The sequence below is a fragment of the Actinosynnema sp. NPDC037264 genome (assembly GCF_055603705.1).
The window spans coordinates 39,820-64,379 of record NZ_JBVJVK010000015.1 but is presented as its reverse complement, the minus strand read 5'-3'; the positions used below and the strand labels follow the sequence as shown (position 1 = coordinate 64,379).

The window sequence follows — 24,560 nt, the reverse complement described above, 5'->3', positions numbered from 1 at the left end:
GTCCTTGCAGATACTTGCACTAGCCGAGCAGGCTGGTCACCTTTCCGCCGAAGTCCTTGAGCCCGCCGCCGAAGTCCTTGGCGGCTTCCCACCCGGCGTCGAGGACGTCACCTCCCTTGTCCAGCAGGTAACCGCCCGCGTCGAGGAGGTGCGGCGTCGCCCACTCGACCGCGGTACTCGCGCCGAACGCCGCGACAGCGCCGATGGCGATCGGCACGATCACCGGCGCACCCGGCGCGATGACGAGCGCGACCGCGGCGCCCGCCGCCAGCCCGGCCCCGTTGGACAGCACCACCTTGGTCACGTTCTCGGCGCTCGGGTCCTGCCAGATCTCGTACGCGGTCAGCCCCGTCGACACGACGAGGCCCGCGATGGGCAGGGCCTTCACGATGGGCGGCGCGCCCCGCAGGAACGGCAGCCGGTTCTCCAGGTAACCGAAGGTCTCGGCGGCGGCGAACTGGCCGTTGCGCGCCAGTTTCAGCAGCACCGAGGTCCGCCGCGCGCCGTCGCCGCCCCACTTGCCGGCGAAATCGCGCTCGGCCGTCGCCTGGGCCAGGTCGGCGTCCACCTTGGCGAGCGCCGCGTTCGTCCGCAGGAACGGCGCGGCGTGCGGATCGGCGAGCACACCGGCGGCGTGCGTCCTGTGCCAGTCGGCCCGGCCCGTGAGCCTGATGACCGACTGCCTCATCGTGAACAGCTTCTTGGCCAGCACGGCGGCGTACGCGCCCACGGCGACGTCGGCCAACGTGGTCCAGTCGGTGACCTTGTCCCGCAGCACCTGCAACAACGTCGCGTTGGCGTCGGATTCCAGGGCACGGGCCTCCGCGACCGTGCACGCGCACTCGACGTACGCCTTGCACTGCGCCTCGTAGGTGGCGAACGCCCGGATGCTCGCCGACTCCTCCGCGGTGGGGCACCGGTCCTCCGGCGCCTTGAGCGGTCCCGGTGGCGGTCCGACGGGTTCGAGGATGGCCGTGCCGACGACCGCCAGGTTCGCCGCCCTCGCCACCTCCAACGCCTGTCCCATCCGCGAGCGGACGGTGTCGAGGTCGTCTGCGTGCGCATCCATCGCCTCCGCCGATCCGGCGAAGGTGTCCGACAACTCGTCCACCGTCGGCACGGTCCGGCCCATCCGGGCGCGGAAGTCGTCCGCGGCCGCACCGGTCCACTCCGACTCGGATCGCGTGACGACACCGCGTGCCTCCGTCGCCGCGGCCTCGACTGCCCGCGCCATGCCCCGCAACCACTCCGCGCCGGCCCGCAGGCTCGCCGGTTCCCCCTGCACGTGCGTTTCGATCGGCATCCGTCCCCCTCAGTGTCCGAACGTCTGGTCCTGGTCGGTCGTGACGTAGGTCTTGGCGCTGTCCGACACCGCGTCGCCCGCCGACGTGAACGCGGCCACCACCTCGACCACGGACTCGCACAGCACCGCGAACGCCGCGTGCACGGCGTCGGTGACGGCACCCGCCCGCAGTGCGGGGATCTCGGCGCCCGAGTTGTCGAGCGCGTCCCCACTGGCGCGCAGCGTGGACGCGAGCCGCTCCAGCGCCGCCGGTCCCGCCTCGAACCCGACCATCAGGCCACCTCCGGCAGCGGCTCGTCCCACAGCACGACGTCCGCGCCCGCGTGGTAGCGCACCTCGTGCAGCCCGTCGCCCGAGATGGCGACCCACCCCTGGCGCTCGCCGCAGCACGCGGTCAGCGCCTCCTTCGACGTGTAGACCAGCAATGCGAGCCGGTCGTCCACGAGCGTGCGCAACTCGACGCCGACACCACCGGCGGGCAGCGACGCGGCGGGCAGGTAGAGCACCCGGCCCTCGCCGTACTCCGGCCCGAGCACCGCCGGCGCGACGGCCACGTTCAGCTGATCAGACGGCATGACGAACTCTCCCCTCCACGGGATACTGCGGACGATGTTGATCGGGGCCCCGCACCGAGTATGTGGCGAAAGCCGACCCATCCCAGCAGGAAAGCGCTGGTCAGCGGGGTGGCGGCGGTGGACAACATTGTCCGCGGACAACAGGGGGGACACGTGGGCAGGCCCGGCCGTCCGCAGGGGGACCTGCGAGGGGCCACGCGCGCGCACAACGAGCTCGCGGGCTTCCTGCGCGCGATGACCGCAGAGGCCACGGTCCGCGACCTGGCCGCGCGGTACCGCACCGGCAAGACGCTATGGAGCCAGTACCGGTCCGGCAGCCGGATCGTGCCGCTGCACCTGCTCGAACGGGTGGTGACCGACCGGATCACCGACCAGCGGGGCCGGGAGATCGCCCTGGCCCGCGCGCGGGTGCTGCACGAGCAGGCAGAGGCGTCGACGCCGGAACCGGCCGCGCCGCAGGCACCTGCCGACACCGCGGACAACGCGCTGACCAGCGCGGACAACAACGTGGCCAATGCGGACAACCTGAGGTGGCGCTGGTGGCCGCTGGTGGCGGCGTGCCTCGTCCTCGTCGTCACGGTGGCGGTGGTGCTGTGGTCCGCTGTCGCCGACGAACCGCGCGACCAGGCCGGAGGGCCGGACGCGGCACCTCGCGTGCCGGACGGTCTCTACGCGTTGTCCGCCGACCGCGGGTCGGTGCTGTGGTGGGACGACGAGGCAGGCGAGTGGCTCACCGTGGGCGGACCGACGGAGAGCCTGACCGCCGGGCGCGCGGGCGTGTTCGGGGTCGAACCGGCGTCCGGGCGCCTCTACCGCTACCAGGGCAAGCCGAACGCCTGGGAACCCATCGGCGAGCGTGCCGCGGAACTGGCGGTGGACGGCCACTACCTCTACCGGCTGTCCCCCGAGCGCGACCTGGTGTGGCAGTGGGCACCCGACGCCTCGACCTGGAAGGTGGTCGGCGCCTCCGCCGGCCACCTCTACGCCGGCGGCGACACGATGTACGCGACCGACCCGGTGCGGCACACCATCGTGCGCTACAACGGCCGTCCGGGTAACTGGTCGCAGATCGGCGCCGCCAACGGCCCGCAGGACACCTACGCGGTGGGCCCGGACCGGCTGTACCGCAGGTCCGCAGAGGACGGCGCGGTGTGGGAGTGGTCGAACGCCACCGGGTCGTGGACGCGGATCGGCGGGCCGACGCGCTCGATCCACGCCGGTGGCGCGGGGTTGTTCGCCCTCGACGCGACGACCGGAGCGATCCTCCGCTACGAGGGTGACCCGGACGCGTGGCCGCGCTTCGGTGAGCCCGCGGTGGACGTGGTCGTCACCGACGACGAGGTCTACCGCCTGGCACCGGACCGTTCGGTGGTGTCCCGGTGGAGCGCCCGCACCGGGGAGTGGACGGACCTGGCGGGCCCGGTCGCGGAGATCGCCGCGACCGGGTGAGCCGGCGTCACTCCTGGTACAGCCAGATCCAGTTGCCCGACGGGTCCTTCACCGCCGAGTTGCGCGGCATGCCGACCGAGTCGCGCGGTGCGACGACCTCCACGCCGCCCGCCGCGACGGCACGCGCGTGGTAGGCGTCCAGGTCGGGCACGAGCAGGCCGAACGTGCTCGGCCCGAGCCGGTCGGTGTCCGCGCGGTCCTCCAGCAGGTGCACCAGGAAGAACCCGTCCTCGCCGTACTCGCCGAACACGAACGACGAGTAGTCGTCGTCCTCGGCCCGCCTGGTCACCTCGTACCGCAGGTCGAACGCGGTCTGGTAGAACTCGACGGCCTTCGCCGCGTCGTCCACGGCGATCTTGATCTGAACCGGGCGCACGCCCGTGCCGGGGGTGGACACGGTGATCCCCTCCTCCAGGTAGCGGCCTACGTCGCCGAGCCGGGCGGCGAGGACGTCGCGCTGCCGTTCCAGCCGCTTGCGGTGGCCGGTCAGCACCTCGTCCACGTCACCGCCGTCGACCACCCGCCGGATCTCCTCGATCGGCAGGTCCAGGCAGCGCAGCGCCAGGATCAGCCGGGCGCGGCGCACCTGCTCGCGCCGGTAGCGCCGGTAGCCCGACGCCGGGTCGACGACGTCGGGCGTGAGCAGCCCGACGTCGTCGTAGTGCCGCAGCGCGTGCACGGTCAGCCCGCTGAGGTGGGCGAACCGCCCGATGGTCATCAGCTCGTCCGTCACACCACCACTGTGAGCCCTCGGGTCACCCGAGGGTCAACGGCGGGGCTGGAGGGTCTTGCTCCACAGCGACGCGCCCTTGATGTCGCGCAGCCACACGGTCAGCTCGCCGTCCCGCGACACCTCGACCTCGCCGAAGTGCTGGAAACCGTCCAACGGGGTGGTGTTCGCGGCCGGTGGGGCGTTCACGAACACCGCTTCCGGGCCGAACGTCGGGTCCAGCGCGTTCGGGCCGAACGCACCGGCGTTCAGCGGGCCGGACACGAACTCCCAGAACGGGTCGAAGTCCTGGAACGTCGCGCGCTCCGGCGAGTAGTGGTGCGCGGCCGTGTAGTGCACGTCCGCCGTCAGCCAGACGGTGTTGCGCACCCGCCGCCGCTTCAGCTCGCCCAGCACCCACGCCAGCTCGTGCTCACGCCCGCCCGGCGCGCCCGGCAGGCCGTTGGCGACGCCCTCGATGTCCGTGCCGTCGGGCACGGTGAGGCCGATCGGCAGGTCGGCCGCGATGATCTTCCAGGTGGCCCGGCTCCGGTCGAGCGAGTCCACCAACCAGCGGGCCTGCCGCTCGCCCAGGACGACGCCGGCGCCGTCGCGCGGCGAGGTGTTCGCGTCCTTGTACGACCGCATGTCCAGCACGAACACCTCGACGTGCGCGCCGTGGCGGAACTTCCGGTACACCCGGCCGTCCACCGCCTGCCGGGGGTCGATCGGCTGCCACTCGTGGAACGCCTGGAACGCGCGAGCGGCAAGCACGTCCACCCGCTTCTCGGTGTAGGCCGGCGAGGTCAGGATCTCGCCCGGGTACCAGTTGTTGGTCACCTCGTGGTCGTCCCACTGCACGATCATCGGCACCTGCGAGGCGAACGCCCGGTACTGCGGGTCGAGCAGGTTGTAGGCGAACTGGCCCCGGTACTCGTCCAGCGTCTCGGCGACCTTCAGCTTCTCCGGGGTGACGACGTTGCGCCACACCCGCCCGTCGGGCAGCGCCACCGACTCCGCCAGCGGACCGTCCGCGTACACCGTGTCACCGCTGTTGATGAAGAAGTCGGGCCGGCGGGCGGCCATCGCGCCGAAGATCGGCATGCCGCCCAGGTCCGGGTTGCTGCCCCAGCCCTGGCCGGCCACGTCACCGGACCAGACGAACCGCACGTCGTCACGGCCGAGGGGCGCGGTGCGGAAGGTGCCCGTGACGGCTTCGCTGCGCGTGCGGCCGTCGAGGTCCTCGGCGACCACGCGGTAGTGCACCTCGCGCCCGTTCGGCAGGCCGCGCAGCCGCACCCGGCCCGTGCCGCCGGTCTCGGGCGTCAGCAACGGCCCGCGCACGGTCCGCGCGTGGCGGAACGACGGGTCCGGGGACACCTGCACCAGCATCCGCGACGGCCGGTCGGCCCGCGTCCACACCAGGCCGCCGTCGAACGTCACGTCACCGGACTGCACGCCGTGCGTGAGGACGGGCCGGTCACCACCCCGCGCCAACGCCACACCGCCGGGCACGAGCGCCGCGGCCGTACCGATCGCACCGGCGCGCAGCAGCGTCCGCCGGTTCACCACACCATCGCTCATGCGCGGGTTTGTAACCGGTGAAGCCGAATTCCGGGTGAACGGGCCGCGAGCACCGGGTGGACTCGACCGGTCGTCAGGACTAGAGCACTCGTCCGATGACACCAACCACGACACCACCGTAATGGCGATCACCACCACGAATAGCGAGGCATTCACACTGGAGCCGTTGAGGTTGATCGAGCAACGTTCACTTTCAAGTCCCATTACCGAGGACGCATCACTTCTTCCTCGTCACGCCACCCTACGTTGCCGGGGCCATGCCTGCGTTACCATCGCCGAGGTCGGTGCGCTGCATTTGAAAGGCAGACTTCGCAGTGATCAAACAGCTCTTATGCTTGGCGAATTCCCGCAAGCACAACGGGCGGTGTGTCGCCGGAATCGAACTGGCGGACGGCTCTCCCAGGTGGATCCGCCCCATCAGCAGTCGTCCGGGTCATGAGGTGTCCGCAGCGGAGCGGCACTACCGCGGCGAAGTGGAACCTCAGGTGCTCGACGTCATTGCCGTGCCTCTCATCCGACACCAACCGACGGGTTACCAGCGGGAGAACTGGCTCCTTGATCCGACGCTCGGCTGGCGGAAGATCCGTCGGGCCAAGTGGGCAGAGCTTCTAATCCTCGAGCAGCGACCCGATCGGCTGTGGATCAATGGTCATCACACTTCCGCCGGAGTCAACGACCGCGTGCCGGTCGAACAGGAAGACGCGGTGGTAGACTCGCTCAAACTCATCCGAGTGGAAAGCGCGACAATCGAAGTGAGAGCGGCCTTCTGGCAAGCGGTGGACCAAGAGCCGAGCGTGCGGGCCAGATTTCGCCACGCAGGTTCCGAGTACGCGCTGAAGGTGACGGACCCGGTGTACGAGGAGAGGTTCCGGTCCGCCGGGATCGGGACGTACCGGCTGGGCGAGTGCTTCCTGACGGTGAGTCTCGGCGAGGCCTTCAACGGCTACCTCTACAAGTTGGTCGCGGGCATCGTTGAGCGCGGTGGACCCGTCCCGGGCAGCAGGCGATGACTTTCGAGACGGTGCTCACGATCGGCCACTCCACGCACGACTTCCGCGACTGGACGAAGTTGCTCCGACAGCACGAGGTCACGGCGGTCGCGGACGTGCGATCGGTCCCGGTCAGCCGGTTCACCCCCTGGTTCAACCAGGCCTCGGTCAAGCGCGGCCTGCACGAGGCCGGGATCAAGTACGCCTTCCTGGGGCGTGAACTCGGAGCCCGTACGGACGACACGAGTTGCTACGTCGACGGGCGGGTCCAGTACGAGCGCCTCGCGAAGACCTCGGCGTTCACCAGCGGCGTCGAACGCCTCACGAGGGGCGCGCAGACCGAGCGGATCGCGATCATGTGCACCGAGGGCGAGCCCTTGGACTGCCACCGCACGATCCTGGTGGCACGGGTGCTCACCGAACGCGGTGTCACGATCGACCACATCCACGGTGACGGACGGGTGGAAAGCCACGCGTCGGCGATGGAACGCCTGCTGCGCGTGTTCGGGCTGGCGGAGGCCGACCTGTTCCGCACCCGTGCCGAGCGCCTCGAAGAGGCGCTGAGCCGACAGGAATCCCGCATCGCCTACGTGAACGAAGAGCTGCGCGACGACGGGACGACCGAGGTATGAGGCTGTACACCATCGGGTTCACGAAGAAGTCCGCCGAGAAGTTCTTCGGCCTGTTGCGCGCGTCCCGGGCGGACAAAGTGGTCGACGTACGCCTCAACAACGTTTCCCAGCTCGCGGGTTTCGCCAAGCGGGACGACTTGAAGTACTTCGTCCGCGAACTGTGCGGGATGGCTTACACCCACCGACTCGATCTGGCGCCCACCCAGCCCTTGCTCGACGACTACAAGAAGCAGAGCAGCGGCTGGCCGTCGTACGAGACCCGCTTCCTGGAGTTGATGCGGGACCGCCGCATCGAGCACGCCATCCCCCGGCAAGCACTCGACAACGCGGTGCTGCTGTGCAGCGAGGACAAGCCGCACCAGTGCCATCGCCGACTGGTAGCGGAGTACCTGGCAGAGCACTGGGACGGCGTCACGGTGGAGCACCTGACCTGAGGCCGGCAGCAGCGTCAGCCCTGCTGCTGGCTGGGCAGCCGACCCTCGGCCATGCGCTTGGCCACGTCACGCCGAAGCCACAGGAGGTACACCCAGACCAGGCTGAACACCACACCGATGCCGCCGAGCGCGGTCAGGGCGAACCACGACGCCACCATCACCACGTGGATCGCCGCGATCACGTACACGGCCCACGGGCGCTTCAGCAGCGCGCACGTCCCGATCAGCGCGACGATCAGCCCGAGCACCAGGTACCCGACCCCGGTGCCGACGCCGCCGCTCAGCTTCGCCACCACCGGCAGGGCCAAGGCGACGACGATCACCTCGAGGATCAGCGTGCCGGCCATGATGCCGCGGAAGGACTTCATCGGGTCCTTCTTGGGCGCGGGCGCAGGCTGCGCGGCGGGGGAGGTCACGAGGGCTCCTTGCCGAACAGCGCACGCGCGTCGCCCGCCGTGACGACCGAGCCGGTCACCACGACGCCGCCGCCGGACACGACGTCGCCGTCGTCGCTCTCCTCGGCCAGCCGCACGGCCTCCTCGATCGCGTCGTCGAGGTGCGGCCGGACGACCAGCCGGTCGTCGCCGAAGATCGGGATCGCGATCCCGGCGAGCAGGTCGGGGTCCATGGCCCGCGGCGAGGAGTTCGCGGTCACGACGAGCTCCTGGACGACCGGTTCGAGGGCGGTGAGGATGCCGACGGCGTCCTTCTCCTGCATCACGCCGACCACGGCGACCAGCTTGCGGAAGCCGAACTCCTCGTCGAGGGCCTTGGCCAGCGCCTCCGCGCCCTGCGGGTTGTGCGCCGCGTCCACCAGCACGGTGGGCGCGCTGCGGACGCGTTCCAGCCGGCCAGGCGACGTGGCGGTGGCGAACGCCTCGCGCACGGCCTCGATGTCGAGCTGCCGGTCGGGCCCGGCGCCGAAGAACGCCTCCACGGCGGCCAGCGCGAGCGCCGCGTTGGCGGCCTGGTGAGCGCCGTGCAGGGGCAGGAACACCTCGTCGTACACGCCGGCGAGGCCTTGCAGCCGCAGCACCTGGCCGCCGACGGCGACGTCGCGCTGGATCACGCCGAACTCGTGCCCCAGCCGCGCGATCGTGGCGTCCACCTCGGCGCACCGCCGCAGCAGCACCTGCTCGACGGCGGGGTCCTGCTTGGCCATCACGGCGACCGCGCCGGGCTTGATGATCCCGGCCTTCTCCTCCGCGATCCCGGCCAGGTCACCGCCCAGGTACTCGACGTGGTCGAGCCCGATCGGCGTGATCACCGCGATCCGGCCGTCGGCGATGTTCGTCGCGTCCCACGACCCGCCCATGCCGACCTCGATCACGGCGACGTCCACGGGCGCGTCGGCGAACGCCGCGAACGCCATGCCGGTGAGCACCTCGAACTTGCTCATCGGCACGTCGCCGCGCGCGTCCACGAGCGACAGGTAGGGCTCGACGTCGCGGTAGATCTCGACGTACCGCTCGGGGCTGATGGGGGCGCCGTCGACGCTGATCCGCTCGGTCGCCAGCTGCAGGTGCGGGCTGGTGTAGCGGCCGGTGCGCAGGCCGATCCGGGTGAGCAGGGCGTCGATCATCCGCGACGTGGACGTCTTGCCGTTCGTCCCGCCGACGTGCACCACGGGGTACGTGCCCTGCGGGTCGCCGAGGATGTCGGCCAGCGCCCGGATCCGGTCGAGGCTCGGCTCGATCTTGGTCTCGGGCCAGCGGGTGTTCAGCTCCGACTCGACCTGCCGCAGCTCCTCCAGCGCGCCCGTCTCGAAGCCGGTCACGAGTTGTCCCGCGGCAGGGTCTCGAGCCGGGCGTGGATGCGGTCGATCTCGGCGTTGGCCGCCGCGAGCCTGGCCTGGATCTTGGCCACGACCTCGGCGGGCGCCTTGTCGAGGAACGCGGCGTTGCCGAGCTTGCCCTCGCACTGGGCGCGTTCCTTCTCGGCCACGCCGAGGTCCTTGGCCAGCCGCTTGCGCTCGGCCACGACGTCAACCGTGCCGGAAAGGTCCAGCTCCACCTTGACCGTGCCGCCGGGCAGGCCGACGTCGAGCGAGGCGCTGACCGAGAAGTCGTCGCCGGGCTCGGTCATCCTGGTCAGCGCCTGGACGGCGGGCACCTGGTCGAGCAGGTCGACGTCGGACGCGCCGCGCACCTTGCCCGCGACCTTCTGGGCGGGCTTGAGGCCCTGGTCGGAGCGGAACCGGCGGATCTCGGTGACCAGCTTCTTCAGGCCTTCGATCCGGGTGGCCGCGACCTCGTCGCGCGCGACGCCGGTCGGCTTGGGCCAGTCCGCGATCACCAGGGACTCGCCGCCGGTGAGCGTGGTCCACAGCGTCTCGGTGATGAACGGCGTCAGCGGGTGCAGCAGCCGCAGCACGACGTCGAGCACGTGCCCGAGCACGGACTGGGTGGCCTCGGCCCGCGCGCCGCCCTCGGCGAGCTGGACCTTGGCCAGCTCCAGGTACCAGTCGCAGAACTCGTCCCAGGTGAAGTGGTAGAGCGCTTCGCTGAGCTTGGCGAACTGGAAGCCCTCGAACTGGCCGTCGACCTCGGTCACGAGCCCGTCGAGCAGGTCGAGGATCCAGCGGTCGGCGTCGGTGAGCTCCTCGCGCGGCGGGAGCGGGCGTTCGACGGTGGCGCCGTTGTTGAGCGCGAACCGGGTGGCGTTCCACAGCTTGGTGGTGAAGTTGCGCGAGCCGGCGGCCCACTCGTCGGCCAGCGCCATGTCCGAGCCGGGGTTGGCGCTGCGCAGCAGCGTGAACCGGGTGGCGTCGGCGCCGTAGGCGTCCATCCAGTCGATGGGGTCGATGCCGTTGCCGCGCGACTTCGACATCTTCTTGCCGTACTGGTCGCGGATGAGGCCGTGCAGGAACACGTGGTCGAACGGCTGCTTGCCGTCCATCGCGTACAGGCCGAACATCATCATCCGGACGACCCAGAAGAACAGGATGTCGTAGCCGGTCGACAGCACGCTGGTCGGGTAGAACTTGGCCAGGTCGTTGGTGGGCGTGGGCCAGCCGAGCGTGGAGAACGGCCACAGGCCGGACGAGAACCACGTGTCGAGCACGTCCTCGTCCTGCACCCAGCCCTCGCCGGGCGCCTCGTCGTCGGGCCCGACGCACATGACCTTGTCGTTCGGGCCGTACCAGACGGGGATGCGGTGGCCCCACCAGAGCTGGCGCGAGATGCACCAGTCGTTGAGGTTGTCGACCCAGTCGAAGTAGCGCTTGGCCAGCTCCGGCGGGTGGATGGTGGTGCGGCCGTCGCGCACCGCGGCGGAGGCCGCCTCGGCGAGCGGGGCGACCTTGACCCACCACTGCATGGACAGGCGCGGCTCGATCACGGTGTCGCAGCGCGAGCAGTGGCCGACGGAGTGCTTGTAGGGGCGCTTCTCGGCCACGATCCGGCCCTGTTCGCGCAGGGCGGCGACGACGGCGGGGCGCGCCTCGAAGCGGTCCATGTCCTGGAACGGTCCGTGCGCGGTGATCACGCCGCGGCCGTCCATGACGGTGAGCGCGGGCAGGTCGTGGCGGCGGCCGATCTCGAAGTCGTTCGGGTCGTGCGCGGGGGTGACCTTCACCGCGCCGGTGCCGAACGCGGGGTCGACGTGCTCGTCGGCGACGACGGGGACGTAACGGCCGGTCAGCGGCACTTCGACCTCGGTGCCGATGAGGTGCCGGTACCGCTCGTCGTCGGGGTGGACGGCCACGGCGGTGTCGCCGAGCATGGTCTCGGCGCGCGTGGTGGCGACCACGATCGAGTGCTCGCCGGAGCCGTAGCGGATGGAGACGAGCTCGCCGTCGTCCTCGGAGTGGTCGACCTCGATGTCGGAGAGCGCGGTCTGGCAGCGCGGGCACCAGTTGATGATGCGTTCGGCGCGGTAGATCAGACCGTCGTCGTAGAGCTTCTTGAAGATGGTCTGGACGGAGCGGGACAGGCCCTCGTCCATGGTGAAGCGGACGCGGGTCCAGTCGACGCCGTCGCCGAGGCGGCGCATCTGGGCGAGGATCTTGCCGCCGACCTCCTCGCGCCACTCCCAGACGCGTTCGACGAACTTCTCGCGGCCCACGTCGTGGCGGGACTTGCCCTCGCCGGCGAGGGCGCGCTCGACGGCGGTCTGGGTGGCGATGCCCGCGTGGTCGGTGCCCGGCAGCCAGAGCACCTCGTAGCCCTGCATGCGGCGGCGGCGGGTGAGCGCGTCCATGACGCTGTGGTTCAGCGCGTGGCCCATGTGCAGGCTGCCGTTGACGTTGGGCGGCGGCAGCACGATGGAGAACGGCGGCTTGTCGCTGGTCGCGTCGGCCGTGAAGTAGCCGCGCTCGACCCACCGCTCGTACAGCCCGGCCTCTACCTCGGCCGGGTTCCAGGCCGGCGGGAGTTCGGAGCGCTGCGGTGCGGTGGGGGTCTCAGTCACGGTCGAAGTCTACGGAGGCTCGGGTATCGACTTCTAATCAGATACCTGCTAGCGGGCGTCGCACCCGTCGCGGCGGTCCCGTATCGACTTCCCGGTCGATTGCTGGTAACGCCTTGGGCAGGAGTTGGCGAGCGGGGGGCGACGTGGACGAGTACCGGATCGAGGACCACCCGGACCTGCGGGACGCCGGGTGGGCGCGGGAGGCCGTGAAGCGGGCCGAGCGCGAGGCCAGGGTGCGGCGGCTGAGGTCGTTGCCGCGCCGGCCGCGGCGGCGGTTCTGGGTCGGGTCGGCGATCGCGGTGGCGGCGGTGCTGCTGGCGTGGGCGGTGGTCGCGTCGGGGTCGGACCCGTACTCGGCGCCGGGTGTGCGCCCGGTCGACCTGGACGAACCGTTCGCGGGCACGTCGGCGGCGGCGTGGGAGGACGGCGCGGCCGGGGTGGTGGCGCCGGAGGCGGTGCAGGTCGGCCCGTACTCGGCGGAGCAGGTCGAGGCGGCCTACGCGCGGGTGCGGGAGGCGGTGGTCGCGGCGCGGCTGGACCGGCGGGTGGTGGTGGAGCACGACCTGGAGCCGTTCTACGGGTTGTTCGCGCCCGACCTGCGCGAGTCGTTGCGGGTGTTGTTCGACGGCCGCAACGACGGCGAGGCGGCCTTGGTGGTGACGCGGGTGGACAAGGGCGCTCGGTTGGCGGAGGTGGAGCCGAAGGCGCGTGGCGAGATGGCGGCGGAGGTGGGGCCGGAGGGCGAGTTGGTGGTGCGGACGGACTACACGTTCGCCTACGCGTTCACGCCGGAGCGGCCGGAGGCGGTGCGGGGTCCGTCGGACGTGGTGGCGTTGACGCGGTTCCAGGCGCGGTACTCGCTGCGCACGGGTGGTCCCGGGGTGGAAGGGCTGTGGGCGGACGCGTCGCTGGGCTCGATGCACTCGATCGGGTGTTCGAGCGCGAAGCGCGGCTTCCTGGCGCCCGCGTTCACGGACCCGTCGTTGCCGCCCGGTCTGGACTTCGACCTCGGCGCGCCGTCGTCACCGGCCGACGGGTGCCCGGAATGAGGTCACCCGATCGGACGATTCGCGGCACAGTGGCGCCGATCACAATTGATGGTGATCACCTGGATTCGCGCAGGTGAGGACGCCGGATCCACGGGCCGTTCACAACCCCTTGGGGCCCGTGACAGCGGTCCCGCGTCGTCCTGGCGCGACCGGCGATCGGACGGACCGCCGGCGTGCTCGCGCGGGGTGCGCCGGCGGTGCACCCGGAGCCCGCTCGCGCGGTGGCGCGGCGGCCGCACAATAGGGGCATGGACCGCAACCCGCCCCGGCAGGACATCGACGAGTCGCAGCTCGACGTCAGCGAACCCAAGCGGTGGGCGGCGGGCATCCCCGGTGTCGCGGTGTCGCTCCAGCGCGGCGTCGAGCAGATGGGCGTGGCCCGCACGGCGAGCACGCTGCGGCTGCTCAACCAGCGCGAGGGCTTCGACTGCCCCGGCTGCGCGTGGCCGGAGCCGCAGGGTCACCGCAAGCTGGCCGAGTTCTGCGAGAACGGCGCGAAGGCGGTGGCCGAGGAGGCGACCAGGCGGCGGGTCGGGCCCGCGTTCTTCGCCGCGCACCCGATCGCCGAGCTCGCCGGCAAGACCGACTACTGGCTGGGGCAGCAGGGCCGGATCACCGAGCCGGTGGTGTTGCGCGAAGGCGCGACGCACTACGAGCCGATCCAGTGGCACGACGCGTTCTCGCTGATCGCCTCGCACCTGAACGGGCTGGCGAGCCCGGACGAGGCCGTCTTCTACACGTCGGGCCGCACGAGCAACGAGGCCGCGTTCCTCTACCAGCTGCTGGTGCGCTCGTTCGGCACGAACAACCTGCCGGACTGCTCGAACATGTGCCACGAGTCCTCCGGCGCGGCGTTGTCGGAGACGACCGGCATCGGCAAGGGCTCGGTGAGCATCGACGACTTCGCCCGCGCCGACCTGATCGTGGTGGTGGGCCAGAACCCGGGCACGAACCACCCGCGGATGCTCTCGGCGCTGGAGGAGGCCAAGCGCGGCGGTGCGAAGGTCGTGGCGGTGAACCCGTTGCCGGAGGCGGGGTTGCTGCGGTTCAAGAACCCGCAGAACGTGCGCGGCCTGGTGGGCGCGGGCACGAAGCTGGCCGACGAGTTCCTGCAGATCCGGCTGGGCGGCGACCAGGCGTTGTTCCAGGCGGCGGGCAACCTGCTGCTGTCGTGGGACGCGGTGGACACCGGGTTCGTGGAGGGCTTCACCGAGGGTTTCGCCGAGTACGCCGAGCACGTGCGGCGGCTGGACTGGGACTGCGTCGACGAGGCGACCGGCTTGCCGCGCGCCCAGGTCGAGCGGTTCGCGCGGATGCTCGCCGAGTCCCAGCGCACGATCTTCTGCTGGGCCATGGGCCTGACGCAGCACAAGCACTCGGTGCCGACGATCCGCGAGATCGCGAACGTGGCGCTGCTGCGCGGCATGATCGGCAAGCCCGGCGCGGGCCTGTGCCCGGTACGTGGTCACTCGAACGTGCAAGGCGACCGGACGATGGGCATCTGGGAGAAGATGCCGGAGAAGTTCCTGTCCGCGCTGGAGGCCGAGTTCGGCATCGACGTGCCTCGCGAGCACGGTTTCGACACGGTGGCGTCGATCCGGGCCATGCGCGACGGCGCGGCGAAGGTGTTCTTCGCCGTCGGCGGCAACTTCGTCGCGGCCACCCCGGACACGGCGGTGACCGAGGCGGCCATGCGGAAGCTGGACCTGACCGTGCACGTGTCGACCAAGCTGAACCGGTCGCACGTGGTGCACGGCCGCACGGCGTTGATCCTGCCCACGCTGGGGCGCACCGAGAGCGACCTCCAGCACACCGGCGAGCAGTTCGTCACGGTCGAGGACTCGATGTCGGTGGTGCACCGCTCCCGCGGCCGGCTGGCGCCCGCGAGCGACCGGCTGCTGTCGGAGGTGTCGATCGTGTGCCGGCTGGCGCGGGCCGTGCTGGGTCCGGCGCACCCGGTGCCGTGGGAGGACTTCGAGAAGGACTACGACCTGATCCGGGACCGGATCGCGCGGGTCGTGCCCGGCTGCGACGACTACAACGCGCGGGTGCGCCGGCCGGACGGTTTCGTGCTGCCGCACGCGCCGCGCGACGCCCGCGAGTTCACCGGCACCCGGTCGGGCAAGGCGCACTTCGCGGCCGAGGACCTCACCGTGCTGCGGGTGCCGCAGGGGCGGCTGCTGCTGCAGACCATGCGCAGCCACGACCAGTACAACACCACGATCTACGGCCTGGACGACCGCTACCGCGGCGTGAAGGACGGGCGGCGGGTGGTGTTCGTCAGCCCGGAGGACCTCGACGCGCTCGACCTGCTCGACGGGCAGCACGTCGACCTGGTCAGCGAGTGGCCCGACGACCCGACGGGCGTGACCGAACGGCGTGCCGAGCGGTTCCGGGTGGTGGCCTACCCGACCGCGAAGGGCTGCGCGGCGGCGTACTTCCCGGAGGCGAACTCGTTGGTGCCGCTGGACTCCACGGCCACCGTGTCGGGCACGCCGACGTCGAAGTCGATCGTGGTGCGGCTGGAGAAGGTCGACGCCTGAGGCGTCAGCCCGTGGCCCGGCGCCAGGAGAACCCGACGCTGGCCACGAGCACGCGCTGGTCCCGCACGACCCGCCAGTCGAGCCGCAACCGGCCGGACACGGAGCGCAAGCGCTTGCTCCCGACGAGTCGGCGGCGTGCTGGTCGTCGTGCACCTTTAGCAAGACTTCTTTAGAAAGGTTCCTTGATATGCCAGGGTCCGGGTAACGCGGGCGGCCGTTCGGGCGAACCTACGGACGTGATGAGGACCGTGCCCGCCTTGGCGCTGCTCGCGCTCGCCGCCTGCACGAGCACCCCGCCGAGCACCCCGACCACCGAGCCGCCACCGGCGCCGACCGCGACCGACTCGGCGGGCGTGAACTGCGAGGACGCGCCGGCGGAGGTGGTCGGCGCGGCGTTGGAGCTGCGGCTCAACCACCCGCGCCAGGCGATCGCCGACAACGTCGTGCGCTGCACGTACGACGGCGGCACGACCGAGGTCCGCTTCGAGACGGGCGCGGACGCCGCGTCGTTCGCCGACGGCCGCGCGGAGCACGGCCAGGTCACCGACCTGCCCGGCTTCCACGACGAGGCCTACCGCGCCACCGCCGTCACCGGCGAGGTCGTCCGCACCGCCGTCGTCGCCCGCGCCGGCACGGTCGAGATCACCGTGACGACCGGCGCGACCGCGGAGCAGGCCCAACGGCTGGTCAACGACCTCTTCGCCGGCCTCTGAACCACTTCCGGCCCGCCCTCCGCTCGGCCTCGAGCTCCCGGATCGACTCGCGGGCGGACTCGGCGACGACGGGGTCGTTGGTCTCGTCCAACCGCTCGGCGGCCCGCCGGAGGTGCTCGACGGCCTCGTCCGCGTTCCCGAGTGACCAGAGCGTCAGCCCGATGTTGTAGATCGAGATGGCTTCGCCGTGCGCGTCGCCGATCTCCTGGCAGATCGCCAGGTCCTGCTCGAAGCAGCGCAGCGACTCGACGAGCCTGCCCTGGCCGCGCAGCGTCCGGCCGAGGTTGCCCAGCGCCTGCCCCTCGGCGAGGCGGTTGCCCGCGGCGCGGTAGACCGCGAGCGCGGCCTGGTAGTGGCCCTCCGCCTCGTCCAGCAGGCCGAGGGCGTCGTGCTCGATGCCCAGGCCGTTGAGGCAGTCGCCCTCGCCGTCGCGGTCGCCGACCTGTCGGCGCAGGGCCAGGGCGCGCCGGTAGAACTCGATGGCCCGCACGTGCTCGCCGCTGTCCCCGTGGACCTTGCCCAGGTTGGCCAGGCACCGGGCCTCGCCGTCCAGGTCGCCCGCGCCCCGGTAGGCGGCGGCGCTCAGCTCCATGTGCCGGATCGCGTCCGCGATGCGCCCGGTCACCGCGTAGGTCGAGGCGATGTTGTTGAGGGAGTGGGCCTGGTCGCGCAGCGAGCCGACCTCGCGGAACAACGCCAGCGCGGCCTGGAAGTGGGGCAGCGCCTCGTCGAAGCGCCGCAGCCGGTGGTGCGCGCTGCCCAGGCCGTTGAGGACCCGGCCCTCGCCGGCGCGGTCGCCGAGCGCCCGTGCCGACGCCAGCCCCAGCAGGTCGACCGGCACCCACTCGGGAGGTCGGCGCAGGTTGAAGTACCGGAACGACGCGTGGCCCGCGTCCCGGACGTCCTCGTGCCACCCGTGGCGCGCGGCCAACTCCAGCACGGGCAGCAGGTTGTGCAGCTCGCCGTCGAACCAGGCCAGCGCCGCCGGCCGATCGGCGAACACCTCCCGTTGCGCCGCACCGGGGTCCAGGTGGCTGTGCACGCCCTTGACGTGCGACACGTAGTGCTCCACGAGCGCGCGCTCGGCCGCTCGTCGGACCTCCACGTCGTCCACGGCCGCGCACCGCTCGGCGGCGTAGATCCGCAGCAGGTCGTGGAACCGGTACTCGTCGACCACCACACCGCTCTGCATCAGGTGCGCACGGCGTAACCGGACCAGCAGCGCCCGCGCGCCTTCGAGCGTCAAGCCGCCCAACGCCGCCGCCGTCGCCGCGGTGACCGTGCGACCGGGGTGCAGCGCGGCGAGCCGGAACATCCGCGCCTGGTCCGCGGGCAGCCGCGCGTACGACGCGTTGAACGCCGTGCGCACGTCGACCGAATCGTCGTAGGCCAGCTCGCCCAACCGGTCGTGCGCCGCCGTGATCGTCTCGGCGAACCGGGACAGGTCCTCGCCGCGCCGATCCGCCACCACCTCGGCGACGATCCGCAGCGCCAGCGGCAGGAACCCGCACGACCGCGCCAACGCCCCCGCCGCCACCGGATCGGCGGTGATCCGGTCGTCGCCCGGGTCGACCGCCCGGACCGCGTCCTCCAGCACCGCCACGGCCTCCGCCGCGCTCAACACGTCCAGCTCGATCCGCCGCGCCCCGGGCACGGGCAGGTTGTCCCGACTGGTCAGCACCAACCGGTGCGCCTGCCCGGCGGGCCGCAGCGGCAGCACCTGATCGGCCGACGACGCGTTGTCCACGACCACCAGCACCGGCGGGCGCGCCGCGAGCTGCGACCGGTACAACGCCTCCCGGTCACCCTGGCCCTCCGGGATCGCCTCACCGGGCACGCCGAGCGCCCTCAGCAACGACGCCAGCGCGTCGTCCGCCGCCAGCCGCTGCTCGTCGTTGTAGCCCTGCGCGTCCACGAACAGCACACCGCCGGGGAACCACCCGGCGCCCACCGCCAGGTGCGCGGCCCGGATCACCAGCGCCGACTTGCCCACCCCGGCCAGGCCCACCACCGCCGCCGCGGTCCGCTCGCCGCCCGGCGCCAGGAAGTCCCGCAGCACGGCCAACTCCGCGGCACGGCCCACGAAACCCTCGTCCACCGGCAGGCTCGCCGGCGTCACCGGCGCGGCCGGCTGCACGACGGTGAGCGAGTCGACCCGCCCGACCTGGAGCACCGGGCCGAACACCGTGCCGCTGATCTCGTTGTGGACGTCGCTCACGACGTCACCGCTCCAGCACCGCCATCGCCGCGTTGTGACCGCCGATCCCGCTCACCCCACCGCCGCGGCGGGCGCCCGCGCCGCAGACGAACAGGTTCGCCACGTCGGTCTCCACGCCCCACCGACCGACCTCGTCCTCGGTCTCCGCGAACGGCCAGGCCAGCTCGTCGTGGAAGATGTTGCCGCGCGGCAGCCCCAGCTCCGCCTCCAGGTCCAGCGGCGTGCGGGCCTCGATGCACGGCTCGCCGTTCGCGTCCACGGCCAGGCAGGACTCGATCGGCTCGTCGAGGTGGGCGTTCAACCCGGCCAGGTACCGGCCGACCAGCTCGTCCCGCAGCTCGTCGTTGCCCTGCTCGAACAACGCCGCCGGGGTGTGCAGCCCGAACAACGTCAACGTGTGCCGGCCCCGCGCGACCAGCTCCGGCGCGAGGATCGACGGGTCGGTCAACGTGTGGCAGTACATCTCCGCCGGCAGCACCGACGGCACCTTCCCGGCCGCGCTCTCCCGGTACGCCGCCTCCAGCTGCCCGTACGACTCGTCCACGTGCAACGTGCCGGCGAACGCCACCCGCGGGTCCACCCCGCTGCGGAACCGCGGCAGCCGTTCCAGCAGCATGTTCACCTTGACCTGGCAGCCCTCGGCGACGGCCCTCGCGGGCCGACCGCGCAACCGGTCCAAAGTGGACGGAGCGGCGCCGGACAGCACGAACCTCGCGCCCACCGTGCGCCCGTCGTACTCGACCTCGGCCCGCACGCCGTCCGCGTCCACGCGCGTCACCTCGGCGCGGGTCACGATCTCCGCACCCGCCTCGCGCGCCACCCGCAGGAGCTCGCCGGTCACCGCGCCCATGCCGCCGACCGGCACCTTCCACTCACCCGTGCCGTTGCCGATCAGGTGGTAGAGGAAGCACCGGTTCGCCTTCAGGTCGTGCAACGACGCGTGCGTGCCGATCAACCCGTCCGTCGCCACGACACCGCGCACCACGTCGTCGGCGAACAACTCCTCCAACGTCTCGCCGATCGGCCGCTCCACCACCTGGTCCCACAACCGCATCCGCGCCACCGAGTCGACGCGCAGCCGTGCGTGCTCCCGCGACAGCAGCGGCTCCAGCATCGTCGGCGACAACGCCTCGGCGAGCACCTCCAGGTCGTCGTACCACCGGCGCCACCGCTCCCACTCCGCGTCCGACCCGGTGAGCGCCCGGAACGACGCCGCCGTCGCCTCGCCGGGGTCGCGCTCCACCAGCAGGTCGCCCGCCGGGGTGTAGGAAGACGCCGACCGCGACCGCAACGCCACCCGCAGCCCCAGGTCCGCGACGACCTTGTCCGGCAGCAGGCTGACCAGGTACGAGTACCGCGACAGCCGCGCCGGGACGCCCGGGAACACCTGCTCGCTCACCGCCGCGCCACCGACGTGGTCGAGCTTCTCCAGCACCAGCACCGTGCGGCCCGCCCGTGCCAGGTAGGCGGCCGCCACCAGCGCGTTGTGCCCGCCGCCGACCACCACCACGTCGTAGGTATCCACGCGGCCGACTCTAACCAGTGAACAACGCCGTCACCTTGCGGATCAGCTCGACCAACCCGTAGGTCAGCGGCAGGCCCACCCACAGCCACGCGAACACGACCAACCCCCGACCGCTCATCGGACCGCCTCCACTTCCGGCTCGTGGTACTTCGCCGCCACCGGGCGCACCAGCTCGTTCGCCACGAACCCGACCACCAGCAACGCGATCATGATGAACAGCGACGCCGTGTACAGGTCGGGCCCGGACTTCCCGGCCGCCTTCTGCCCGTCCGCGATCGCGTTCACGATCAACGGTCCGAGCACGCCCGCCAACGACCACGCCGTCAGCAGCCGACCGTGGATCGCGCCGACCTGGTAGGTGCCGAACAGGTCCTTCAGGTAGGCCGGGATCGTGGCGAACCCGCCGCCGTAGAACGACAGGATCAACATCGCGCACACCACGAACAACGGCTTCGACGCGTTGCCCGCCAGCGCCAGCACCAGGTACGTCAGCGCGCCGACGCCCAGGTACAGCCGGTAGACGTTCTTGCGCCCCACCAGGTCCGACGTCGACGACCACACGATCCGGCCGACCATGTTCGCCAGCGACAGCAGCGCCACGAACCCCGCCGCCGCACCCGCCGCCACCGGCGTGGACGTCTCGGCGAAGAAGTCCCGGATCATCGGCGACGCCTTCTCCAGGATCCCGATGCCCGCCGTGACGTTGAAGCACAACACCACCCACAGGCACCAGAACTGCGGCGTGCGCAAGGCGTTGCGCGCCGACACGTTGACCGCCGAACGCACCACCTTCCGCTCCTCCACCTCAGCGGGCACCCTCACCAACAGCACGCCCACCGACATGAAGACCGCGTACACGAGCCCGTGCACCAGGAACGTCTGCGCGATCCCGGCGCTGTCGCGACCGAAGGACTCCAGCATCTGCGCCGACCACGGCGACGCGATCAGCGCGCCGCCGCCGAACCCCATGATCGCGATGCCCGTCGCCATCCCCGGCCGGTCCGGGAACCACTTGATCAGCGTCGACACCGGCGAGATGTACCCGATGCCCAACCCGATGCCGCCGACGAACCCGTACCCCACCACCACGAGCCAGTACTGCTGCGTCCAAGCGCCCACCGCCGAGATCAGGAACCCCGACGAGAAGCAGGTGGCGGACACGAACATGGCCCACCGCGGCCCGTTGCGCTCGACCAACGTGCCGCCGAACGCCGCCGACAGGCCCAACATCACGATGCCCAGCTGGAACGGCAGCGCGCTCTGCGTCCCCGTCAGGTCCAGCGAGCTCTCCAACGGCGGTTTGAACACGCTCCACGCGTACACCTGACCGATGGCCAGGTGCACCGACAACGCGGCGGGCGGGATCAACCAGCGGTTCCAGCCCGGTGGGGCGATCGTGCGAGAGCGGTCCAGGAAACCCACTGCCCGACACCTCCGTAACCTGGTGAGTGGCTTGCGAAAAAACTTAGCCAAGAGAAGGAGTTCGCGATGGGGCGAGTCACCGTGCGTCGCCCAGTGGTCACGTATGCGCGACGAACGTCCCGGAAACGGGTCGACGCGCTGGCCGCCGAGGAACCCTTGGAACTGCGGGTAGGCGGCAAGGCACTGACCGTGACGATGCGCACACCCGGGCACGACGTGGAGCTGGCGCACGGTTTCCTGCTCAGCGAAGGCGTCATCGGCGGCCTGGCGGACATCTCGGTCGCCCGGTTCTGCGAAGGCACCGGGCCCGACGGCCTCAACACCTACAACGTGCTCGACGTGACCCTCGCCGACGGCGTGGCGCCGCCCGACCCTGGCGTCGAGCGCAACTTCTACACCACGTCGTCGTGCGGCGTCTGCGGCAAGGCGGCCCTGGACGCGGTCAAGCTGAAGACCAACCACTCCCCCGCCGCCGACGACTGCACCGTCGACGTGGACGTCCTGTCCGCCCTGCCGGACGAGCTGCGCAAGCGCCAGAAGGTCTTCGCCTCCACCGGCGGCCTCCACGCGGCCGGCCTCTTCACCACCACCGGCGAGGCGCTGGTCGTCCGCGAGGACGTGGGCCGGCACAACGCCGTCGACAAGGTCCTCGGCTGGGCCGTGCTCAACAACAAGGTCCCGCTGGCGGGAACCGTGCTCATGGTGTCCGGCCGGGCCTCGTTCGAGCTCGTCCAGAAGGCCGCCATGGCCGGCGTCCCCATCCTCTCGGCCGTCTCCGCGCCGTCCTCCCTGGCCGCCGACCTGGCCGAGGAGCAGGGCCTGACCCTGGTCGGCTTCCTGCGCGACGACTCGATGAACGTCTACACGGGCCACGACCGGATCACCGCATGAGACCGCTGGACGGCGTCACCGTCGTCAGCCTCGAACAAGCCGTGGCCGTGCCCTACGCCACCCGCCTGCTCGCCGACCTGGGCGCCCGGGTGATCAAGGTCGAACGCCCGGACGGCGGCGACTTCGCCCGCCACTACGACACCACGTGCGGCTCGGTGTCGTCCTACTTCGCCTGGACGAACGTCGGCAAGGAATCGGTCACCCTCGACCTCAAGCACCCGGCCGCCCGAGAGGTCCTGCACGACCTCGTCACCACGGCCGACGTCGTCCTGTGCAACCTGTCACCGGCCGCCGCGCGTCGACTGGAGGTGGACTCCTCCTCCTTGCGCCAGGTGAAACCCGACCTGGTGATCGGCGAGCTCTCCGGCTACGGCGAGTCGGGCCCGTACGCCTCCCGCAAGGCGTTCGACGCCCTGGTCCAGTCCGAGACCGGCCTCATCGACCTCACCGGCCAGGACGACGTCACCGCACGCGCGGGCATCTCGGTGGCCGACATCGCCGCGGGCGTGCAGCTCCAGTCCGCCGTCCTGGCCGCCCTCCTCCACCGCTCCCGGACGGGTGAAGGCGCCACGCTCCGGCTCTCGCTCTTCGAAGCCATGGCCGAGTGGATGCACCAGCCCATGCTCTACGCCGCCGGCGCCGGTCAGGCCGCCCCGCGCACCGGCGCGCACCACCCGAGCATCGCGCCCTACGGCCCGTTCCCGTGCGCGGACGGCACCGTGCACCTGGCCGTCCAGAACGACCCCCAGTGGCGCCGCCTGTGCGCCCTCCTGGACCGCCCGGACCTGGCCGACGACCCCCGCTTCACCACCGTCACCTCCCGCGTGGCCCACCGGCCGGCCCTGCACGCCGAACTCGACTTCACCGCCTGGACCACCGCGGACCTGCTCGGCGCGCTCGACGAGGCCGACGTGCCCGCCGCCCTGACCCGCGGCGTCGCCGAGCTGCCCCACCACCCCCAGCTCACGGCGCGCGACCGCCGGACGACGATCCCGGTGCCCGGCGGCGAGGTCACCGCCCTGCGCCCACCGGTCGACTCCACCGCCTGGTCCTGGGACCCGGCGCCCGTGCCCGCGCTCGGCGAGCACACCGACCACGTCCTGCGCGGACTCGGCTACTCGGCGGAGCGGATCGCGGAACTCCGGGCCCGGTCGGCGGTCTGAGGAAACGCGAGCCCGTTTCGCGACGATGTGGTGAGGGGGATCCGGCGTGGGGGAGACACATGGTCAGCAGGCGCACAGCGCTCGCCGCACTGGGCGGCACCGCCCTGGCGGCCGTCGGGGTCACGGCCGCCTGGCACGGCAACGCACCACTGGGCGAGGCACTGCGCCACGCACTGGGCGTGGCGGGCCCCGTGCCGGCGGTTAAACGCGCCGTGATCACGGTCGACCGCGTCCACTCGCACTACCGGGGCCGCGACGTCGACCTGCTCACCATGACGCCGGCGGGCGTGCCCACGAAGAACCTGCCCATGTCGATCCTCCTGCACGGCCGCCACGGCGCCGCCCGCACGGCGTCACCGGGCGGCATGTCGGAAGTCCTGGTGGCGGCCGTCAGCCGGGGCCAGGTGCCCCCGTTCGGCTTCGTGGCGGTGGACGGCGGCGACCACTACTGGCACGAGAACGTCCCCGGCGACGACCCGATGGCCATGCTGCTCGAAGAAGTGCCCCGCTGGCTGGCCGAACGGGGCTACGGCGCACCGTTCGCGTGCACCGGCGTGTCGATGGGCGGCTTCGGCGCGCTCCTCTACGGCCGCAGGCGCCACGAACGCCGTGACCCGGCCAAGGCCATCGCCGTCATCGCACCGGCCCTGCTCACCGACTGGACCGAGATGTCCAAGCGCAACGCCTTCAGCGGCCCCGACCAGTGGGCCTCCCTGGACCCGCTGAAGAACCTCGACAAGCTCGGCACCGCGCCGATCGGCGTCTGGGCGGGCGACCGGGACAACTTCATCACCGGCACGCGCCAGTTCATCGCCAACGCCAAGCCGTCCGTCGCCTCCATCACCCCCGGCGGCCACAACGACGCCCTCTACCGCAAGGTCGTGCCCGACGTGATCCGCTTCCTGGGCAAGCGCATCTGATCACCGGACCCCCACAGGACCTCCACACGAC

22 protein-coding genes are annotated in these 24,560 nt (G+C 71.5%); 10 read left to right on the top strand and 12 right to left on the bottom strand.

The genetic code is table 11. The features are described from left to right. Positions 1-19 precede the first annotated feature (19 nt). The 3 genes from ACZ7GX_RS18820 to ACZ7GX_RS18810 are packed head-to-tail and all read right to left on the bottom strand — an operon-like array spanning position 20 to position 1,878. Entirely contained in the window at positions 20-1,303 is a 1,284-nt protein-coding gene (locus ACZ7GX_RS18820) for a WXG100 family type VII secretion target (protein WP_498778316.1), read from the bottom strand. 9 nt (positions 1,304-1,312) lie between these two features. Next, the gene (locus ACZ7GX_RS18815; protein WP_498778315.1) at positions 1,313-1,576 is read right to left on the bottom strand and encodes a hypothetical protein; all 264 of its coding nucleotides are present in this window, start codon (positions 1,574-1,576) and stop codon (positions 1,313-1,315) included. Beyond that, a complete protein-coding gene (locus ACZ7GX_RS18810; RefSeq protein ID WP_498778314.1) occupies positions 1,576-1,878 on the bottom strand; it encodes an SAV_915 family protein in 303 nt (100 codons plus the stop codon). The genes ACZ7GX_RS18815 and ACZ7GX_RS18810 overlap by 1 nt, the downstream gene beginning before the upstream one ends. A gap of 234 nt (positions 1,879-2,112) precedes the next feature. Between ACZ7GX_RS18810 and ACZ7GX_RS18805 the strand changes: the two genes are divergently transcribed. Beyond that, positions 2,113-3,327 (top strand): hypothetical protein, encoded by a 1,215-nt coding sequence (locus tag ACZ7GX_RS18805; protein WP_498778313.1) that lies wholly within the window; start codon positions 2,113-2,115, stop codon positions 3,325-3,327. Between the two features lie 7 nt (positions 3,328-3,334). Here ACZ7GX_RS18805 and ACZ7GX_RS18800 read toward each other — a convergent pair whose 3' ends face one another. Continuing rightward, positions 3,335-4,060 (bottom strand): MerR family transcriptional regulator, encoded by a 726-nt coding sequence (locus ACZ7GX_RS18800; RefSeq protein ID WP_498778312.1) that lies wholly within the window; start codon positions 4,058-4,060, stop codon positions 3,335-3,337. A 33-nt stretch (positions 4,061-4,093) separates the two neighbouring features. After that, positions 4,094-5,620, bottom strand: coding sequence for an alkaline phosphatase D family protein (locus ACZ7GX_RS18795; RefSeq protein ID WP_498778311.1), 1,527 nt, complete (start codon positions 5,618-5,620; stop codon positions 4,094-4,096). Between the two features lie 314 nt (positions 5,621-5,934). Between ACZ7GX_RS18795 and ACZ7GX_RS18790 the strand changes: the two genes are divergently transcribed. From ACZ7GX_RS18790 to ACZ7GX_RS18780, 3 genes are read left to right on the top strand one after another with little or no spacing between them, the layout of a single operon-like run. Continuing rightward, the gene (locus tag ACZ7GX_RS18790; RefSeq protein ID WP_498778310.1) at positions 5,935-6,630 is read left to right on the top strand and encodes a dual OB domain-containing protein; all 696 of its coding nucleotides are present in this window, start codon (positions 5,935-5,937) and stop codon (positions 6,628-6,630) included. Next, a complete protein-coding gene (locus tag ACZ7GX_RS18785) occupies positions 6,627-7,241 on the top strand; it encodes a DUF488 domain-containing protein (protein WP_498778309.1) in 615 nt (204 codons plus the stop codon). Before ACZ7GX_RS18790 ends, ACZ7GX_RS18785 begins: the two co-directional genes overlap by 4 nt. Beyond that, positions 7,238-7,675 (top strand): DUF488 domain-containing protein, encoded by a 438-nt coding sequence (locus ACZ7GX_RS18780; RefSeq protein ID WP_498778308.1) that lies wholly within the window; start codon positions 7,238-7,240, stop codon positions 7,673-7,675. The genes ACZ7GX_RS18785 and ACZ7GX_RS18780 overlap by 4 nt, the downstream gene beginning before the upstream one ends. A gap of 14 nt (positions 7,676-7,689) precedes the next feature. Here ACZ7GX_RS18780 and ACZ7GX_RS18775 read toward each other — a convergent pair whose 3' ends face one another. From ACZ7GX_RS18775 to ACZ7GX_RS18765, 3 genes are read right to left on the bottom strand one after another with little or no spacing between them, the layout of a single operon-like run. Further along, a complete protein-coding gene (locus ACZ7GX_RS18775; RefSeq protein WP_498778307.1) occupies positions 7,690-8,091 on the bottom strand; it encodes a DUF4233 domain-containing protein in 402 nt (133 codons plus the stop codon). Continuing rightward, positions 8,088-9,452 (bottom strand): bifunctional tetrahydrofolate synthase/dihydrofolate synthase, encoded by a 1,365-nt coding sequence (folC, locus tag ACZ7GX_RS18770; RefSeq protein ID WP_498778306.1) that lies wholly within the window; start codon positions 9,450-9,452, stop codon positions 8,088-8,090. Before folC ends, ACZ7GX_RS18775 begins: the two co-directional genes overlap by 4 nt. After that, positions 9,449-12,085, bottom strand: coding sequence for a valine--tRNA ligase (locus tag ACZ7GX_RS18765; protein ID WP_498778305.1), 2,637 nt, complete (start codon positions 12,083-12,085; stop codon positions 9,449-9,451). Before ACZ7GX_RS18765 ends, folC begins: the two co-directional genes overlap by 4 nt. A 143-nt stretch (positions 12,086-12,228) precedes the next feature. Here ACZ7GX_RS18765 and ACZ7GX_RS18760 point away from each other — a divergent pair, with 143 nt between their 5' ends. From ACZ7GX_RS18760 to ACZ7GX_RS18750, 3 genes are all read left to right on the top strand, one after another. Next, entirely contained in the window at positions 12,229-13,134 is a 906-nt protein-coding gene (locus ACZ7GX_RS18760; protein ID WP_498778304.1) for a hypothetical protein, read from the top strand. A 248-nt stretch (positions 13,135-13,382) separates the two neighbouring features. Continuing rightward, on the top strand, positions 13,383-15,677 hold the full coding sequence (locus tag ACZ7GX_RS18755) for an FdhF/YdeP family oxidoreductase (protein ID WP_498778303.1): 2,295 nt from the start codon (positions 13,383-13,385) through the stop codon (positions 15,675-15,677). Positions 15,678-15,913: 236 nt separating this feature from the next. Then, positions 15,914-16,390, top strand: a complete 477-nt coding sequence (locus ACZ7GX_RS18750; protein WP_498778302.1) for a hypothetical protein — start codon at positions 15,914-15,916, stop codon at positions 16,388-16,390. On the opposite strand, the gene ACZ7GX_RS18745 is transcribed toward ACZ7GX_RS18750, so the two are convergent. The 4 genes from ACZ7GX_RS18745 to ACZ7GX_RS18730 are packed head-to-tail and all read right to left on the bottom strand — an operon-like array spanning position 16,365 to position 21,555. After that, positions 16,365-18,608: a tetratricopeptide repeat protein gene (locus tag ACZ7GX_RS18745; protein WP_498778301.1), complete on the bottom strand. Its 2,244-nt coding sequence runs from the start codon at positions 18,606-18,608 to the stop codon at positions 16,365-16,367. The genes ACZ7GX_RS18750 and ACZ7GX_RS18745 overlap by 26 nt on opposite strands. Before the next feature lie 4 nt (positions 18,609-18,612). After that, complete coding sequence (locus ACZ7GX_RS18740; RefSeq protein ID WP_498778300.1) at positions 18,613-20,133, bottom strand: phytoene desaturase family protein; 1,521 nt, start codon at positions 20,131-20,133, stop codon at positions 18,613-18,615. A gap of 10 nt (positions 20,134-20,143) precedes the next feature. Then, positions 20,144-20,251 carry an MFS transporter small subunit gene (locus ACZ7GX_RS18735; RefSeq protein ID WP_498778299.1) on the bottom strand — a complete coding sequence of 36 codons (108 nt, stop codon included), beginning with the start codon at positions 20,249-20,251 and terminating at the stop codon, positions 20,144-20,146. Beyond that, a complete protein-coding gene (locus ACZ7GX_RS18730) occupies positions 20,248-21,555 on the bottom strand; it encodes an OFA family MFS transporter (protein ID WP_498778298.1) in 1,308 nt (435 codons plus the stop codon). Before ACZ7GX_RS18730 ends, ACZ7GX_RS18735 begins: the two co-directional genes overlap by 4 nt. Before the next feature lie 66 nt (positions 21,556-21,621). On the opposite strand from ACZ7GX_RS18730, the gene fdhD reads away from it, so the two are divergent. The 3 genes from fdhD to ACZ7GX_RS18715 are packed head-to-tail and all read left to right on the top strand — an operon-like array spanning position 21,622 to position 24,529. Then, positions 21,622-22,446, top strand: coding sequence for a formate dehydrogenase accessory sulfurtransferase FdhD (fdhD, locus tag ACZ7GX_RS18725; protein ID WP_498778297.1), 825 nt, complete (start codon positions 21,622-21,624; stop codon positions 22,444-22,446). Next, positions 22,443-23,609 carry a CaiB/BaiF CoA transferase family protein gene (locus tag ACZ7GX_RS18720; RefSeq protein WP_498778296.1) on the top strand — a complete coding sequence of 389 codons (1,167 nt, stop codon included), beginning with the start codon at positions 22,443-22,445 and terminating at the stop codon, positions 23,607-23,609. The genes fdhD and ACZ7GX_RS18720 overlap by 4 nt, the downstream gene beginning before the upstream one ends. Before the next feature lie 59 nt (positions 23,610-23,668). Further along, on the top strand, positions 23,669-24,529 hold the full coding sequence (locus tag ACZ7GX_RS18715; RefSeq protein ID WP_498778295.1) for an alpha/beta hydrolase: 861 nt from the start codon (positions 23,669-23,671) through the stop codon (positions 24,527-24,529). Positions 24,530-24,560: the final 31 nt, after the last annotated feature.